At 74.5% G+C, this 15,675-nt stretch carries 18 protein-coding genes; 8 read left to right on the top strand and 10 right to left on the bottom strand.

The genetic code is table 11. The features are described from left to right. Positions 1-66 precede the first annotated feature (66 nt). Entirely contained in the window at positions 67-864 is a 798-nt protein-coding gene (locus tag R2737_00515) for an alpha/beta hydrolase (protein MEZ5114720.1), read from the top strand. A gap of 140 nt (positions 865-1,004) precedes the next feature. On the opposite strand, the gene R2737_00510 is transcribed toward R2737_00515, so the two are convergent. The 3 genes from R2737_00510 to R2737_00500 all read right to left on the bottom strand — a co-directional run bounded on the left by R2737_00510 (position 1,005) and on the right by R2737_00500 (position 3,717). Beyond that, positions 1,005-1,601: an HNH endonuclease signature motif containing protein gene (locus tag R2737_00510; GenBank protein MEZ5114719.1), complete on the bottom strand. Its 597-nt coding sequence runs from the start codon at positions 1,599-1,601 to the stop codon at positions 1,005-1,007. Positions 1,602-1,949: 348 nt separating this feature from the next. Continuing rightward, positions 1,950-2,489, bottom strand: coding sequence for a DUF222 domain-containing protein (locus tag R2737_00505; protein ID MEZ5114718.1), 540 nt, complete (start codon positions 2,487-2,489; stop codon positions 1,950-1,952). Between the two features lie 739 nt (positions 2,490-3,228). Further along, positions 3,229-3,717: a DUF1622 domain-containing protein gene (locus tag R2737_00500; protein ID MEZ5114717.1), complete on the bottom strand. Its 489-nt coding sequence runs from the start codon at positions 3,715-3,717 to the stop codon at positions 3,229-3,231. A 97-nt stretch (positions 3,718-3,814) separates the two neighbouring features. Between R2737_00500 and R2737_00495 the strand changes: the two genes are divergently transcribed. Beyond that, the gene (locus R2737_00495) at positions 3,815-4,078 is read left to right on the top strand and encodes a hypothetical protein (protein MEZ5114716.1); all 264 of its coding nucleotides are present in this window, start codon (positions 3,815-3,817) and stop codon (positions 4,076-4,078) included. Between the two features lie 152 nt (positions 4,079-4,230). Continuing rightward, on the top strand, positions 4,231-4,362 hold the full coding sequence (locus R2737_00490) for a hypothetical protein (protein MEZ5114715.1): 132 nt from the start codon (positions 4,231-4,233) through the stop codon (positions 4,360-4,362). A gap of 21 nt (positions 4,363-4,383) precedes the next feature. Here R2737_00490 and R2737_00485 read toward each other — a convergent pair whose 3' ends face one another. The 5 genes from R2737_00485 to R2737_00465 all read right to left on the bottom strand — a co-directional run bounded on the left by R2737_00485 (position 4,384) and on the right by R2737_00465 (position 9,754). Further along, positions 4,384-6,069 (bottom strand): ABC transporter permease, encoded by a 1,686-nt coding sequence (locus tag R2737_00485; GenBank protein MEZ5114714.1) that lies wholly within the window; start codon positions 6,067-6,069, stop codon positions 4,384-4,386. Then, positions 6,066-7,004, bottom strand: a complete 939-nt coding sequence (locus R2737_00480; protein ID MEZ5114713.1) for an ABC transporter ATP-binding protein — start codon at positions 7,002-7,004, stop codon at positions 6,066-6,068. The genes R2737_00485 and R2737_00480 overlap by 4 nt, the downstream gene beginning before the upstream one ends. A gap of 164 nt (positions 7,005-7,168) precedes the next feature. Further along, on the bottom strand, positions 7,169-8,365 hold the full coding sequence (locus R2737_00475) for a low temperature requirement protein A (protein ID MEZ5114712.1): 1,197 nt from the start codon (positions 8,363-8,365) through the stop codon (positions 7,169-7,171). After that, positions 8,362-9,021, bottom strand: a complete 660-nt coding sequence (locus R2737_00470; GenBank protein MEZ5114711.1) for an NAD(P)-binding domain-containing protein — start codon at positions 9,019-9,021, stop codon at positions 8,362-8,364. Before R2737_00470 ends, R2737_00475 begins: the two co-directional genes overlap by 4 nt. Beyond that, a complete protein-coding gene (locus R2737_00465) occupies positions 9,014-9,754 on the bottom strand; it encodes a type 1 glutamine amidotransferase domain-containing protein (protein ID MEZ5114710.1) in 741 nt (246 codons plus the stop codon). The genes R2737_00470 and R2737_00465 overlap by 8 nt, the downstream gene beginning before the upstream one ends. A gap of 121 nt (positions 9,755-9,875) precedes the next feature. Here R2737_00465 and R2737_00460 point away from each other — a divergent pair, with 121 nt between their 5' ends. Then, complete coding sequence (locus tag R2737_00460) at positions 9,876-10,496, top strand: TetR/AcrR family transcriptional regulator (GenBank protein MEZ5114709.1); 621 nt, start codon at positions 9,876-9,878, stop codon at positions 10,494-10,496. A 49-nt stretch (positions 10,497-10,545) separates the two neighbouring features. Here R2737_00460 and R2737_00455 read toward each other — a convergent pair whose 3' ends face one another. Then, positions 10,546-11,385, bottom strand: a complete 840-nt coding sequence (locus R2737_00455; protein MEZ5114708.1) for a carbohydrate kinase family protein — start codon at positions 11,383-11,385, stop codon at positions 10,546-10,548. A 112-nt stretch (positions 11,386-11,497) separates the two neighbouring features. Here R2737_00455 and R2737_00450 point away from each other — a divergent pair, with 112 nt between their 5' ends. Genes R2737_00450 through amrA form a run of 4 tightly spaced genes read left to right on the top strand, consistent with a single transcriptional unit; the run spans position 11,498 to position 14,385 of the window. Continuing rightward, positions 11,498-11,812: an antibiotic biosynthesis monooxygenase gene (locus R2737_00450; protein ID MEZ5114707.1), complete on the top strand. Its 315-nt coding sequence runs from the start codon at positions 11,498-11,500 to the stop codon at positions 11,810-11,812. Between the two features lie 9 nt (positions 11,813-11,821). Then, positions 11,822-12,943: an AmmeMemoRadiSam system radical SAM enzyme gene (gene amrS / locus R2737_00445; GenBank protein ID MEZ5114706.1), complete on the top strand. Its 1,122-nt coding sequence runs from the start codon at positions 11,822-11,824 to the stop codon at positions 12,941-12,943. After that, positions 12,940-13,776, top strand: coding sequence for an AmmeMemoRadiSam system protein B (gene amrB / locus R2737_00440; protein MEZ5114705.1), 837 nt, complete (start codon positions 12,940-12,942; stop codon positions 13,774-13,776). The genes amrS and amrB overlap by 4 nt, the downstream gene beginning before the upstream one ends. A gap of 27 nt (positions 13,777-13,803) precedes the next feature. After that, a complete protein-coding gene (gene amrA / locus R2737_00435; GenBank protein MEZ5114704.1) occupies positions 13,804-14,385 on the top strand; it encodes an AmmeMemoRadiSam system protein A in 582 nt (193 codons plus the stop codon). Here the strand turns inward: amrA and R2737_00430 are convergent. Continuing rightward, positions 14,358-15,476, bottom strand: a complete 1,119-nt coding sequence (locus R2737_00430; GenBank protein MEZ5114703.1) for a Glu/Leu/Phe/Val dehydrogenase — start codon at positions 15,474-15,476, stop codon at positions 14,358-14,360. The genes amrA and R2737_00430 overlap by 28 nt on opposite strands. Positions 15,477-15,675 lie beyond the last annotated feature (199 nt).

The following is a 15,675-nucleotide window of genomic DNA, read 5'->3' as shown; positions in this document are numbered from 1 at the left end:
GTGGTCGATCCCAGTGGTCGTTCCGGCGGTTGATGTGGTCGTTCCGGGCGCGAGGAGGAGGCGGACGTGGCGGTGGAACTGGCGTACGACGACGTCGGCAGCGGGCCCGTGGTGGTGCTGCTGCACGCCTTCCCCTGCGACGCGAGCATGTGGCAGCGCCAGCGGGACTCGCTGGCCGCCGCCGGGTGGCGGGTGGTCACACCGGACCTGCGCGGTTTCGGCCGGTCGCCGCTGGGGGACGACCCGCCGTCGGTGGACCGGATGGCCGAGGACGTGCACGACCTGCTGCGACGCCTGGACGTGGACCGCTACGTCCTGGGCGGTCTGTCGATGGGCGGCTACGTGACCATGGCGATGCTGCGCCGCGCTCCTCGGCCGGTCGCCGGCGTCGTGCTGGCCGACACCAAGGCCGCCGCCGACCCGCCGGCCGCGGCGGAGAACCGCGAGCGGATGGCCGCCGAGGTGGTTGCGGCGGGGTCGGCCGGTCCGACGCTGCGGACGGCGGTGCTGCCCGCGCTGCTGGGGGCCACCACGGTGGCCACCCGGCCGGACGTCGTCGAGAGGGTCACCGGGTACGTCGACGCCGCCCCCGCCGCGACCGTGGCCTGGGCGCAGCGGGCGATGGCGGCGCGGCCGGACTCCTTCGACCTGCTGACGTCCCTCACGGTGCCGACCCTGGTGCTGTACGGCGCGGAGGACGCGCTGAGCCCGCGCGCGGACCAGGACGCGATGGCACAGCGGCTGGCTCGCGGCACGCTGGTGGAGGTGCCGGGCGTCGGCCACCTCAGCGCGGTGGAGGATCCCGACGCTGTGTCGCGCGCGCTGGTGGACTTCCTGGCCCCGTTGCGCCCGCCGTACGTCTAGCTCGGCACGCCTGGCTCGGTCCCGGGGCCCTCGGAAGGCGACGGTGTGCAGCCTGACCGTCGCGCCTGCCCACCGTCGCGCACGCCCCCTGCCGCGCACGCCCCCCTGCCGCGCACGCCCACCGTCGGCCAGGCCCCGTGTCAGGCGCCGAGGAGTGCTCCGACGGCGGCGTTGAGGTGGAGTCGTTGGCCGCGGGCGTAGCGGGCGGCCGCTTTGCGTAGTTCGTAGGCGGCGGGGTGTAGGGAGTCGTCGCGGGTCAGCGGGGGCGCGCCGGGGGTCGGCTGGACTGGGGGGTGTTCGGGTAGGGGGCGGCCGTCGGGCAGCCAGAAGGTGAACCGCCCGGGGTCGGGGGTGGCGATGCTGTAGGCCTGTTCGTGCAGGCGGCGGTGGTGGAAGCCGCACAGGGTGATCAGGTTGTCGCTGTCGGTGGCTCCGCCGTGGATCCAGTGCCGGACGTGGTGCAGGTGCAGGTGCCGGCGCGCTGCGCAGCCGGGGTAGCGACACGCCCCGCCGTCGCGTCGTAGCACCGCGGCGCGCTGCCGGGTCGTGGTGCGGCGGCGGGTGCGGCCCAGGTCGATCCCGCGGCCGTCGCCGAGCTCGGCGATCAGCCGGATCTGCTGGTCGCACAGCACCCGGGCGAGCAGGACGGGGTGGGCGCCCAGCCCGATGTCGAAGCTGGATCTGCCCCGCCGTTGGTGATCTTCCGCGGAAGATCGTTTCCCGGTCTCCGCGTCCATCCCGGCGTGCGTCCCGGCGTCCAGTGCCGGCGTCCGTGCCGGCGTCGGTGCCGGCGTCGGTGCCGGCGTCGGTGCCGGCCGCGGGTGCCTCGGTCCAGGCGGCGGCCTCGGCCAGGGCGGGCAGGTCGGCGTGCAGCACGACCTGCACCGGTGCCCGCTGCCCGGTCGGGTCGACCCCGGCGGCGTCGGCGACGGCGTCGGCGTAGGCCTGGGCCAGCGCGACCACCGCGTCCGCGCGGGACCGCACCGCCCGCTCCCCGTGCCGGCCGTGCGCCCGTCCTGCGCCCCGTCGTGCGCCCCTCGTGGGCCCGTCGTCCTCATCGCCGGGCTCGGCCGGGTCCGGCTCGTTCAGGGCGGTGGCGTAGGCGGCGTCCAACGCGGCCACCACCAGCGCCCCTCCTCCCCGGCCAGGCGCGCCCTCAGCACGACCATGCCGTCGGTGTCGACGTACCAGCGGGCCTCCCGGGCCCGGTGCCGCGCGGACTCCTCCTGCGGGCGCAGCGAGCGGCGCAGCCCGGCCACCAGCCGCTCCACCTGCGCCCCGGTGCACTGCACCGCCAGGTCCAGCAGGGTGTCCTCCCCGACCTCGTCGACGGCGCGGGTGACCGCGCGGACCTGGGAGTACGACAACCGGCCCGCCGCGAACTGCGCCACCGTCCTGGGCATCCGCCTCAGCGCCCGCGCCACCCGCACGTGCTCGGCCGCCGTGCCCGACCCGATCCCGCACCGCCACGACAGCCAGTGCGCCGTGGACCGCACCCCGAAGGAGTGGGACCACACCGCCCGGCGGTCGAACTCGCCCAGATGCAGCAGCCACGCACACGTCGCCGCCGCGATCCGCCCCGCCTCCCCCACCACCAGCTCCTCCAACGCACCGTCATCCAGCACATCGACACCCGGCACATCGACGGCAGGCACATCGACGGCAGGCACATCGGCGCCCAGCGCATCAGCGGCGGCCCCGTCAGCCCCGCCGAGGTGGTCAGGGCCACCGAGATCAGGGCCACCGACGTCAGCCTCGGCATCACGCGCGTCGACGCGGCGCGGACGGACGAGGGATGCGCCCGCGCGGCGGGTAGCGCCGGTCCCACCGGGCGCGGTCGGCGAGGACTCGGGTCGGACGTCAAACACCAAGGTGAGGTGATCGGCCATGACCCGACGCTACGGCGGAGGTCAGACACTCCCGCGGGACCGCGGAAGCCCGTTGTGGACGCCCATGGCTCGGCGGCAACCCTGCTCCGCGACCGCTCATGGGTGGGCGCAACGGACCTCGGTGGAGGTACCCCCGCGGCTCCTCCGGGCGCGCCCGATGGGCCGACTCCGAGCGCTCCCGACGGGCCAACTCCGGAAGCTCCCGACGGGCCAACTCCGGGCGCTCCTGATGGGCCGGCTCCGGGAACTCCTGCTGGGCACGGCCTCGGGTGGGACATGGCCCCGGTTCTCGGCAGCGTCGGCGCGCCTGCGCCGCTCGCGGACCTGCTCGTGCCACCCTCGCAGCATCCGTGGGCCCCTCGAGGTATGAGCTCGAGGGGCCCGCTGACGTCCCGGGCCCACCTGCCCGACGCCCCTGGCCCACCTGCTGACATCCCGGGCCCGGCTGCGCTCCGGTCGACCCGGCGTGACCGGCCTACTCCCGACTCGCCGCGGCGGCAGCCCCTTTCGCCCGGCGCCAGGGCGGGGCGCCGTCGATCTCGACGGACAGGGAGAAGCTCAGGAACGTGCGGATGAGCACCACGAGGCCCAGCACGATGACGCTGTCGAAGGTGGGCGACACGGCCACGGTCCGGATGATGTCCGCACCGACCAGGACCTCGAGGCCGAGCAGGATGCCGCGGCCCAGCGTCCGCCGGGCGACGACGAAGGCGGCCGTACCCGGCCCCGTGCCCCCGGCCGGGCCGGACGACCCCGACGTGGGACCACCGTCTGCGCCGGACGAGCCACGCGAGCCATCCCCCGCCGCGAGGTTGAGCGGCCCGCCGGACCGCTGCTGCAGCGAGGCCGCCCGGTAGGCACGGGCACCGGTCGCCGCCGCCAACACCATTCCCGCGACGATGATCGCGGCACCCACGGCCTCCAGTACCCGACTGAGCAGGTCCATCGCCTCGGAGTAGTCCACCGTCCGATGCTGGCACGGTCAGAGGCCCGGAAGCCTGTCGCGCACGCCCGTCGCGGAACACCGCCCGGCTGGCCCGTACCTGCGCCAGCATGGGCCCATGTCCGAGCATGGCCCCATGTCCACGTCGCGCTGGTCCTACCGCTCCCGGGACTCCCTGCTGTCGATCGGCTCGACGGGGTCGCTGCTGTCCATCGGCTCCGTGGGGTCGGTGCTGTCCATCGGCTCGGTCGGGTCGGCGGTATCGGTGCTGTCGGTCGGTTCGTTCGCGAGCATCGGGTCGCTGCTCTCGTCGGCATCCCGGTGGTCGGTGATGTCGTGGCGGTCCCGCCGCGGCGTCATGGGGTCACGGTCGGGCGGGTAGGCGTTCGCCCGCGCTGCGCCTGTCGCAGATGCGCGCCATCCGGAAGCGCGCCATCCGGAAGCAAGCCATCCAGAAGCGCGCCATCCGGATGCGCCGCCTTCCGGATGCGCGCCTTCCCAAGATGTCGCTCGTCGCTGCGTACGGTGGCCGTCGTGATGGGCGACCCCGGGCCGTGCCCGGCCTGCGAGAGTGCCGACCTCCAGCGCCGCGGCGGGAAGGACATGTGCCCGCGCTGCCACTACATCCAGCCGTGCTGCGACGGCGGGGAGTGCGCCCTCGGCTGAGCCCGCGCACGGTGCGGGCGCTCAGTCGGTGCCGCGACTCGCGCGAGAGCGCAGCATCGTCACGACCACGCCGGCGATGCCCCACGCGATGACCGTGGCCATCCAGCCGGGGTTCAGCGCCGGGAACGCCGCGTCCGCGGCCATGGCGTCGACCAGGGAGTTCACGGCCGGCCGCAGGGGGAGGATCCAGGACACGGTGTTCAGCAGGTCGGGGAACGGGGCGCCGATGATGAAGATGTCGCTGAAGAACGCCAGGGTGATCAGCGATCCGAGGCACACCGCCAGCACCGCCTGAGTGGACCGCACCAGCGACACGACCGCCATGCCGAGGGCCGCGAACGACAGGGTGGACACGACGAGGATCGCGACGCCCACGATCCACGTCGGCGGAATCACGACCCCGAACACCGGGACCATGGCGGCGTACACCAGAGCCATGGCGACCAGCGCCACCCACACCGCCGACACCGCCCGACCGGCCAGCAGCGCCCAGCTGGGCAGCGGCGTGCCGGACCAGCGGCGGAGCACGCCCGCCTGACGCATCTCCGCCAGCCCCTCGGGCAGGGTCACGTACGAGATGACGGCCGCGCCGTACATGGTCATGGTCGCCGCGAACAGCTGGCCGAGCCGTACGCCCTCGTCCGTCTCGGCCTCCTTGCCGCCGAACACGGTCGTCAGCAGGACCGCGAGCAGCAGCGGGAATCCGACGCCGAAGAAGACCGCGCTCCAGTCCCGCCAGATGCCCGAGTTCGCGTGCCGCACCTGGTCCAGCACCAGGCCGCCGACGGGTACGCGCCCGGTGTGGCGCGGGGTCCCGTCTCGGGTCGCCGACCGCGCGGACCGGCCCGATGCGGACGCCGGCGCGGTGCCGAGGTCCGCCGCCCCGCCGCCGGCTCCCGTGGCCGCGCGACGGACGCCCCACCAGGCGAGGACGGCGCCAGCGACACCCCAGGCCGCGATCACGGCCAGGTGCCCCGGGTAGAAGCCGCTGCCGTCGAGCATCGGGTTGAACTCGTCGCCGAGCGCGTTCACCAGGTGCTTCAGCGGGAACACCCAGCCCAGGGTGTCGAGCCAGCCCGGAAGCGTGCCGACGATGAAGAGGTCGGAGATGAACGCGAGCGTGATCACGATGCCGTTCGCCAGGGCCGTCGCCGCCTGCATCGACGGGGCCCAGGCCGCCACGGCGAGCCCCAGCGCACTGAACGACATCGCCGCGACGAGGACGGTCACGATCACGGCGGGCAGCGTGCGCCACACCATCTGGACGTCGTAGAAGGCCATCCCCACCGCGACGAGGAGCAGCACCGATCCGAAGGCGAGCACCGTTCCCGCCAGCACCCGGCCGGCGAGCAGGACCCAGGCCGGCAGCGGGGTCCCGGACAGCCGCCGCAGCACCCCGTTGAAACGGATCTCTGCGAGCCCGATCGCCAGGAACGCGAAGGTCGCCATCGCGATGCCGAACGCCGCGAACGCCGGCGCGAGGAACTGCGCGTAGCGGATGCCGGACCTGCTGTCGATGGTCTCGTTGCCGATGACCGAGGCCAGCAGGATGAAGAAGCCGACGGGGAACGCCAGCGCGAAGAACAGGACCACAGGTGTCCGGCGGATCCCGACCAGGTCGTGCCGGGTCTGCCGGACGACCAGGCCGGTCGTGGACGGCCAGGCGGGCGCGGCGGCGGGCGGACGCACCGACGCGGAGGTGCTCACGACTCCGGCTCCCCCTCGCTCGGCAGCTCCGGGGATCCGGCCCCGTCGGTGAGGCGGAGGTAGACGTCCTCCAGGTCCGGCCGGGCCAGCCCCAGGTCGACGAGGTCCACGCCCCGCTCGAGGGCCCACCCGGTCAGCGCGTGGACGTCGGCCGTCGGGGTGAGCGACCGCAGCTCGACCCCGTCGCCCACCAGGGTCGTGCCCGCCCCGACCGACGGCAGGTCGGACGCCGACAGTCCCGTGGGCAGCTGGAAGCTGATGCGGGTCTCCGCGCCGGCGTCGGCGGCCAGCTCGTCGGCGGTGCCCTCGGCGACGAGCAGACCCCGGGCCATGACGAGCAACCGGTCGGCGAGGTGCTCGGCCTCGTCCATGTAGTGCGTCGTCAGCAGGATCGTCGTCCCCAGGTCACGCAACCGGTCGATGAGCTCCCAGGCGCGGCGGCGGGCCGACGGGTCGAACCCGGTCGTCGGCTCGTCGAGGAACAGCACCTCGGGATTGCCGACGATGCCCAGCGCCAGGTCGAGCCGGCGCCGCTGCCCGCCCGACAGCGTCTTGACCCGCGCATCCGCCTTGTCCACCAGGTCGACCATCTCGATCACGTCGTCGACCGGACGGGGGCTCGGGTAGAAGCCGGCCTGCAGGCGCACCAGCTCGCGTACGGAGAACGCGTCCTCGAACCCCGCCTCCTGCAGCACGATGCCGATCCGCGCGCGGTAGGCCCGGCCGCCCGTCGCGGGGTCGAACCCGAGCACGTCGACCGACCCGGAGTCGCGGCGGCGGTAGCCCTCCAGGATCTCCACCGTCGTCGTCTTGCCTGCGCCGTTGGGCCCGAGCAGCGCGACGACCTCACGCTCCTCGATCCGGAAGCTCACGCCCGCGACGGCGGCGAGCTCCCCGTACGTCTTGACCAGGTCCACGACCTCGACGGCGGCCACGGTCCCTTCCTACACGGCGGGCGGGGCGGCCGAGGGGGTTCGGCGCCAGTGCCCGCGGGCCGGCGGGCCCCGCGGGCGGCAGCGAGCGGGCTGGAGGCCCACGCGCCCGGCGCCGTCAGAGGAGATCCCGTGCCATGGCACGGGCATGCCCGGGTACGACGTCGTCACCGGCGGGCGGCAGCCCCCCGGGTCTCCACGGCCACCACGACCACGACGGCGGCGGCGACCAGGGCGTCCACCCACGCCGGTGCCGACCGCAGCACCACGGGCAGGAGGAGGACCACGACGGAGGCGACCAGCAGCGTCAGGGCCGAGGCGCGCCTCAGGTTCGCCGACAGCTGCAGCCACGCCATCGAGGCCAGCGCGACCGCGGCGGGTACGGCGACGAAGAAGGCGGCCCCGGCCGGAAGCTCACCGCCGTGGTCGTCGAGCTGCGCCTGCACACCGGCGCCGATGGCGGCGATGGCGGCGTAGAGCAGCAGGTGGCCGTAGCCCCAGACGAACGCGGCGCGTCGGTTGCGCTCCAGCGCCTCGCGGCCGAGCGCGTCGAAGTAGATCCACCACAGGGCGAAGGCGATCACGAGCGCCGCGGCGCAGATGGTAACGGACGTCAGGTCGACGGTGCCGGCATCGACGACGTCGCGGGCACCCACGGCGACGGCGAGCAGGGTCTCGCCGAGCACGATGATGGTGAACAGGCCGTACCGCTCGGCGATGTGCCCGACGTGGAAGACCCGGCCCGGAGCCGCCTTGACCGCCCACGGCGGGGTGAGCAGGTCCACCGCCAGCGCCAGCGCCCAGACCGCCAGGCGCCAGGGCAGCGGGACCGCGAGGGCCAGCAGCCACACCGCCTGGGCGGCGAGGGTGCCGATCGCGTACCGCTGGGCGAAGACCCGGTGCGCGGAGTCGTCGTGCGCGGCGCGAAGCCACTGGACGACCAGCGGCAGCCGCATCGCGGTGTACGCCAACGTGAACGGGACGGGGTTGCCGGCCGCCGCGGTGGGCAGCGTGGCCGCCAGCACGAGGACCCCGCCCATCTGGGCGAGGGTGAGGATGCGGAAGAGCACGTCATCGTTGTCGAAGGCCGTGGCGAACCAGGTGTAGGACATCCAGGCCCACCAGATCGGCACGAACAGGACCGCGTAGGTCACGACGGCGGACAGCGCGTGGTTCTCGGCGAGGCCGTGGTGGAGGTCGGCGGCGAGGACCGCGACGGCGACCACGAAGCACAGGTCGAACAGCAGCTCCAGCGGGGTGGCCGCCCGGTGCGCGGCGGTGCGGTCGCGCATCACCACCGGGCGGAGCAGCCGCCGGGAGCCGGAGCCGTCGGAGGTGGTGGCCGGATCGGTCGGCGTGCTCATCGGTCGTCCGCCGGCGTCCGGCGCAGGAGGGCGAAGGCGATGTCCGGACCGTTGCCCAGCGGGTACGCCAGCCGGATCCACAGCGCGGCCAGGTGCTCGAGGTCGCGCGCGGCCGCCAGTGGTCCGGCGTCGACGGGGTCAAGGCCGAGCGAGCGTGCCAGCTCGGCGACCAACACCTTGGCCTCGGCGTCGTCGCCAGCGATGGGCAGCACCGGTGTCGCACCCAGGTAGCGCGGGTCGGCCATGTTCGCGGACCCGGTGGTGTTGAACGCCTTGGTCACCCGCCGGCTGCCGGTCCAGCCGGCGACCAGTTCGGCCCCGGAGAGCCGGGGGTCGTCCTGGAGCTCGCGCGCGCCGGCGGCGAGCGGGTTGGTGGCATCGACCACGACGGCGCTGCCGACGTCGACGGACCTCAGCACGTCTTCGGTCGCGGCCCACGGCAGCGAGACCAGGACGATATCGGCACCGCGCACCGCGTCGGCCGGCGACGCGAGTAGCGGCGCCGGACCGAGGTCGGGGCGGGGTCGCCCGGGGTCCCGGACCCCGAATACGACGTCGTGCCCGAGTTCGGCCCACCGGCGACCCAGCGTCCCGCCGACGCGTCCGGCACCCAGCACCGCGATCCGAAGCGGTGAGGTCCGGCCCGACTCAGACACCGAGGGCCTCGATGACGAGGCGGGCGGCGGCAGCACCGGAGTACTGCTGCTGGCCGGTGATGAGGTTGCCGTCGCGGACGGCGAACGGGACGAACCGGCCGTGCACGACGAAGTTGGTCCCGTCGAGCGCGCGGGCCTCGTCCTCGATCCAGAACGGCTGGATCCGCTGACCGACGACGTCGTCGGCGAACTGCTCCTCGGAGTTCGCGAACCCGGTCCACGTCCTGCCCTCCACGACCAGCCGGCCGTCGGAGGTCCGCGCCTTGAGCAAGGCACTGGTCGCATGGCAGACGACCGCCGTCGGTCGCCCCGCCTCGACGAACTCGGCGATGACCCGGTGCACCTCGGGGTTGTCCACGAACGTGTACATCGGGGCCTGGCCGCCGACCAGGAAGACGCCGTCGTAGTCACGGGCGTGGATGTCCGACAGGGGGACGGTGGCGTCCAGCAGGGCCCGGTGGGTGGGGCTGTGCTTGAAGCCCAGGCTGACCACGTCGTGCGCGGAGTAGCCGGAGGGGTCCTCGGGGTCGCTGTACGCGTCGGCCACGACCGCGCCACCGTCGGGGCTGGCGATCGTGACCTCGTACCCGCGCTCCACGAACTCCCAGTAGGGGTGGGTGAGCTCGGACCACCAGAAGCCGATCGGCCAGCCGGTCTGGGCCGACACCGACGGGTTGGACACCACCATGACGACCCGCTTGGCCGGTGCCTGGGTGCTGATGCTGGCGACCACGCCATCCTCCTCAGTTTTCGATGCAATTGCGTCTCGGAAGTGGTGCCGACCCTAGGCGGGCTCTCCGAACATTGCAATACAGGACTGTCGCGTATCCATCCGCGACCCCTACGATCGGCGCGTGACCACCGCGCGATCGGCCACCGGGCCGAAGCGGCGCGGCCAGACCCCCGTGGTGGGTCGGCCGCGTGACGACGCGATCGACACGGCCGTCCTGGCCGCGGCGCTGCGCCGCCTGGCGGTCTCCGGGCTGGAGGGGATGTCCATCTCCGCGGTCGCCGAGGATGCCGGCACCACGCGCGCCGCGGTGTACCGACGTTGGCCGACCAAGCTCGACCTGGCCGTGTCCGCGGTGGCGGCCCTCGCCGAAGTCGACCCCCCGACGCCGACCGACGATCCGTACGAGGACCTCGTCGCCGAGCTCGAGCACTTCCGGCACTGCATCACCGACGCCTCGGCCCTGGCCCTTGCCGGCGTCATGCTGCAGGACGGCGTCGACCCCCGGTTCGCCCGCCGCTACCGCGAGCACCTGGTGCGCCCGCGGCGGACCAGGATCCGGTCCTGCCTGGACCGCGGGGTCGAGGCGGGTCTGCTCGACGCCGACGCGGACCTCGACGTGGCGGGTTCCCTGCCGACCGGGTCCTGGTACGCCTTCGCCCTCGGCGGTCGGCCGGTGCCGCGGGACTGGGCGCGCCGGGCGGCCGCGCTGGTGTGGCGCGCCTGCGGCGGCGACCCGACCTGACGAACCCGCCCTGACGAACCCGCCTTGACGAACCCGCCCTGACGGACGGTCAGGGCAGGCCGGCAGCCTCGATCCCGGCACGCAGCGCAGCGGCCGGGTCCGCGCCGCGCAGCACGGCGGCGAGCAGGCCGCCGGTGAACCGGTCCCCCGCGCCCAGGGTGTCGATGTCGTCGTGACGGGGAACGGGGAGTCGCAGCGAACCGGCGTGACCGCTCCAGGTGACCGGGCGCGGCCCGTCGTGCTCCACGACCACCCGCGGCGACGCGGCCAGCAGCGGTAGGACCGCCGACACCTCCTCCGGGCGACCGCTCAGCAGCGAGAGCCGGGGGAGCGACGGCAGCCGCTCGCGCCGGGCCGCCAGCCCGGCCAGGGACGGCGGCTCCAGGGACACCGGCACCCCGCGCGCGTCGGCCCACGAGGCCAGCGACAGCAGCAGCCGACCACACCGCGCGTCCAGGCCGTACCCGTCCAGGTGCACCCACCCGACGCGCGCAAGCAGGTCCTCGTCCTTCAGCGGCGGCAGCGCGTCCGCGGCCTCCTCCGGCAGCGACACGATCGCCCGCTCGTGCGGCGGGGAGTCCAGCACCACGGCCCGGCGGGACCGACCGACGGCGACCAGCGCGTCCCGGACCCCCAGCGCGGTGAGCCGGCGGGCCAGCTCCGCGCCCTCCGCGTCATCACCCCGGTGCCCGGTGACGGCGACGTCGGCCCCCGCGACCGCCGCGGCGCGCGCGGTGTGCCACACCTGTCCGCCCCCGGACACCCGACGGGCCACGGCGCGCTGCTGGGTGCCCGCGGCGGGCGGGCGGCGCAGCGTGAGCACCTCGTCGACCAGCAGGGTGCCGGCGACCAGCAGCAGGCCACGTCCCCCGTCCGGGCGTCCCGTCACGGCGACGACGCTACCGACCCGCGACCCTTCCCCCGATCCCGCCACGGGGGGAGACTGGAAGTGCCCGGAGGCCGCCCCGGGCGAGGGCGGTGCTCCCGGGCGGGGAGGAACCATGCACGCCCGCACCATCCAGGCCAGCATCGTGCCGGGGAAGGTCGACGAGGCCCTGGCCCTGTACCGCGACGAGATCCTGCCGGTGCTGCGCACCATGCCCGGCTACGTCTCCACCACCGTGATGGTCGACCGCGACGACCACCGCGCACTGGTGTCGACCGTGTGGGACTCCCAGGAGGCGGCGGAGGCCACCGGCGAGGGCTCGGAGTACCTCAACCGGATGCTGTCCCACGTCCGCTTCGTCCTGGTGTCCCGCGACATCCACCACTGGGACGTCCCCATCGCCGACCGCGCGACGAGCGCGGGGGAGTAGGTGCACCCGATGGCGACGGCAGTGCGCGAGTCGGCGTACCCGACGACAGCGTTCCACGCGCTGGGCGACGGGCGGCTGCAGTGTGACGTGTGCCCGCGCGCGTGCGCCCTGCACGACGGCCAGCGCGGCCTGTGCTTCGTCCGCCGGCGCCAGGGCGACACGATCGTGCTCACGACGTACGGCCGAAGCAGCGGGTTCTGCGTCGACCCGATCGAGAAGAAGCCGCTCCACCACGTCCTGCCGGGGTCGTCGGTGTTCTCGTTCGGCACCGCGGGCTGCAACCTGACCTGCCGCTTCTGCCAGAACTGGGACATCTCCAAGTCGCGCGAGACGGACACGCTGGCCGACGCCGCCGCGCCCGCGACGATCGCCCGCACCGCTCTCGACCTCGGCTGCCGCAGCGTCGCGTTCACGTACAACGACCCGACGATCTTCTACGAGTACGCGCGCGACACGGCGATCGCCAGCCACGAGGCCGGGCTGCTCACCGTGTCGGTCACGGCCGGCTACATCTCGCCCGGTCCGCGCGCGGAGATGTACGAGCACATCGACGCCGTCAACGTGGACCTGAAGGCGTTCGAGGAGGACTTCTACCACCGGGTCTGCTCCGCGCACCTGGCACCGGTTCTCGACTCGATCGAGTGGTTCGTCGGTCACGGCATCTGGACCGAGCTGACCACCCTGCTCATCCCCGGGCTCAACGACTCCGACGACGAGCTGGACCGGATGACGCGGTGGGTGGTGGCGACGGTCGGCCCCGACGTACCGATGCACTTCACCGCGTTCCACCCCGACTTCAAGATGCGCGACATCCCTCCCACTCCCCCCGCGACGCTGACGCGGGCCCGCGAGATCGCGCGCGGCAACGGGGTGCGCTACGCCTACACCGGCAACGTGCACGACCCGCTCGGCGGCTCCACCATGTGCCCGGGGTGCGGCGCCGTGGTGATCGAGCGCGACTGGTACGTGATCGGCGACTACCGGCTCACCGACGACGGCCGCTGCACCGGGTGCGGCACCCGCATCGCCGGCATCTTCGACGGACCGCCCGGCGGATGGGGACCGCGCCGGGTCCCCGTGCACCTCGCCGATCCGGGCTGGGACCACCACGGCACGGGAGGCCGCTCATGACGGGGGTACGCCCGGCCGCCGTCGCCGGGCGCTTCTACCCGGCCGACCCCGGCCGGCTCACCGCCGACATCGCCGCGTACCTGTCCGCGCCCGCCCCGCGGGGCCCCGTCGACATCGCGTCCGCCAGCGGCATGCGGGCCCTGGTCGTACCGCACGCGGGGTACGTCTTCTCCGGACCCACGGCCGGCGTCGGCTACCGGCTGCTGCCCGCGCTCGCGGGCCTGGTGGAGCGGGTCGTCCTGCTGGGGCCCGCGCACTACGTCCCCGTGCCCGGTGTCGCGGTGTCCTCCGCGGACGCGTGGGAGACACCGCTCGGGGACGCCACGGTCGACGCCGCGGCGCGCGACGCGGTCCTCGCCCGGGGCCGGGACCTGGCGCCGCAGCACGGGCTGCTGGTCGAGGTCGACGACCGGGCCCACGCGCCGGAGCACTGCCTGGAGGTGCAGGTGCCGTTCCTGCAGCAGGCGCTCCCGGGGGTGCCGATCGTGCCGCTGCTGGTGGGCAGTCGCGACTCCCCGGCGGTCGCGGACCTGTTGCGGCCGTGGTGGGACGACCCCGCGACGCTGCTGCTGGTGAGCACCGATCTGTCCCACTACGAGCCGCAGCGGGTGGCGCAGCAGCTGGACGCGCGCACCGCCGACGCCGTGTGCCGGGTCGACGCCGACGACATCGGCGACCGCGACGCCTGCGGCGCGAGACCGCTGCGCGCGGTGCTGCGGCTGGCAGCCGCCGACGGTACCCGGGTCCGGCTGCTCGACCTGCGCACCTCGGCCGACACCGCCGGGGACCCGTACCGCGTGGTGGGCTACGGCGCGTTCGCCGTGGGCGCCTGAGCCGCTGAGCCCGGAAGGGAGGTGCCCGTGCTGTCCGACACCGACCGCGAGCTCGCGCTGGACCTGGCGGTGCGCGCCATCGACGAGGGCCTGCGCACCGGCCGCCGCTGGCACCCCGAGCACGGGGTCCTCACCCCCGCGCTGCGCGAGGTGCGTGCCTCGTTCGTGACGCTGCACCGGGACGGGGCGCTACGCGGCTGCATCGGCAGCCTGGTGGCGACCGACCCGCTGGGGTTCGACGTGGCGCGCCGGGCCCAGGACGCCGCGTTCTCCGACCCGCGGTTCGCGCCGGTGGCCGCCGCGGAGGTCGACCACCTGCACGTGGAGGTGTCGGTGCTGTCGGTGCCCGAGCCGGTCCTGGTGACGGGGTGGGCCGAACTGCGGGAGATCGTCCGCCCCGGCGTCGATGGCCTGGTGGTGCAGGCGGGCTACCAGCGCGGCACGTTCCTGCCCGCCGTGTGGAAGCAACTGCCCGACCCCGAGGGGTTCCTGGACGCGCTGTGGCGCAAGGCCGGGATGGTGCCGCGCAGCTGGCCGCGCGGGCTGGAGATCTCCCGGTACTCGACCGAGGAGTTCGGCCGTCAGGCGCGGGCGAACGCGCGCCGGTAGGTCATCGCCTCCTCGACCCGGGCCTGGGCCAGCGCGTCGGCGGCGACCCGCGGCGCGACGCCGTCCCGCAGCGCGGTCTCCAGCACCAGCCGGGTGTTGGTCGCCACCTTCTCGGCGATGGCCGCGAAGGCCTGGCCGGCGGTCCCACCGGCGTACTCGACGGACGCGCAGATCACGCCGCCCGCGTTCGCGATGAAGTCGGGGACGCACACCACGCCGCGCTCGTGCAGGATCGCCTCCGCCTCGGCGGTGGCCGGGATGTTGGCACCCTGCAGGACCAGCCGCGCCTTCACGTCGTCGGCGTTGCCGCCGTGGAACACGTCCGGTCGTGCCGCCGGGACCCAGATGTCGCAGTCGTGTGCGACCAGGTCGTCCGCGGGCGCCTGCTCGCCGCCCGAGAACGTCGAGACCGGCTCGCCGCTGCGCTTGTGCGCCACCAGGGCGGCGACGTCGAGGCCGGTCGGGTCGGCCACCGCGCCGCGGCTGTCCGACACCGCCACCACGCGGGCGCCGCGCTCGACCAGGAAGCGGGCCGCGGCCATGCCGACCGAGCCGAACCCCTGCACCACGACCCGGGCCCCGACCAGGTCGACCAGACCCAGCTCGTGCGCGACGTCGGCCGCCACCGCCAGGCCGTACCCGGTCGCACCGAGCTCGTCCAGCGGGATGCCGCCGAGCACCGCAGGCAGCCCGACCGCGCGGCCGCACTCGTCGCGCAGGTGCGCCATCAGCCCCTCGTCCAGGCCCATGTCGGGACCCGGCACGTAGTCGGTCAGCGGCCGGATGGCCGCCCCGAACGCGCGCACCAGGCGAACCTTGTCCTCGTACGGCATGCGCGGGTCGGCCTTGATCCCGGCCTTGGCGCCGCCGTGGCGCAGTCCCGCCGATGCGTTCTTCAGCGTCATCGCCCGGGCCAGCCGGGCCACCTCGTCCACGGTGACGTCCGGCGCCATCCGGGTCCCGCCGATCGCCGGGCCCGCGGCGACGTTGTCGATGACCACCACCGCCTCCAGGCCGGTGCTCGGCTCGGTGACGAAGACGACCTTCTCCGGCCCGTACCGGTCCACCGCGGGGAAGTCGAGTGTCTGCACGAGGACCACCTCCACGCCCGAGCGGGCAGCACCGCGGCGGGTCGCCGCGGGCTCCCCACGGCACCGATGTACGCCGGTCCGCGGCCCCCGCGGTAGGGCCGGCGGTCACCGAAACCGACGCATCCGACCCGGTCCGGACGCGGATGGCGACGGTTTCGGCGCGGGAGCGCGTCGCTGCCGGGGCGGCGGCGCGGGCGCG

Source organism: Candidatus Nanopelagicales bacterium (genome assembly GCA_041393815.1).
Taxonomy (GTDB): domain Bacteria; phylum Actinomycetota; class Actinomycetes; order S36-B12; family JAWKJK01; genus JAWKJK01.
The sequence above is the reverse complement of the archived record's forward strand: the minus strand, read 5'-3'. Positions and strand labels throughout refer to the sequence as shown.

What these genes read in the sequence shown, in the direction of transcription:
- R2737_00510 (MEZ5114719.1), bottom strand. Translation starts at nt 1,601, where the DNA reads ATGGACGCGGAGACCGGGAAACGATCTTCCGCGGAAGATCACCAACGG.
- amrB (MEZ5114705.1), top strand. Translation starts at nt 12,940, where the DNA reads ATGACGGGGGTACGCCCGGCCGCCGTCGCCGGGCGCTTCTACCCGGCC.
- R2737_00450 (MEZ5114707.1), top strand. Translation starts at nt 11,498, where the DNA reads ATGCACGCCCGCACCATCCAGGCCAGCATCGTGCCGGGGAAGGTCGAC.
- R2737_00475 (MEZ5114712.1), bottom strand. Translation starts at nt 8,365, where the DNA reads ATGAGCACGCCGACCGATCCGGCCACCACCTCCGACGGCTCCGGCTCC.
- amrS (MEZ5114706.1), top strand. Translation starts at nt 11,822, where the DNA reads ATGGCGACGGCAGTGCGCGAGTCGGCGTACCCGACGACAGCGTTCCAC.
- R2737_00495 (MEZ5114716.1), top strand. Translation starts at nt 3,815, where the DNA reads ATGTCCGAGCATGGCCCCATGTCCACGTCGCGCTGGTCCTACCGCTCC.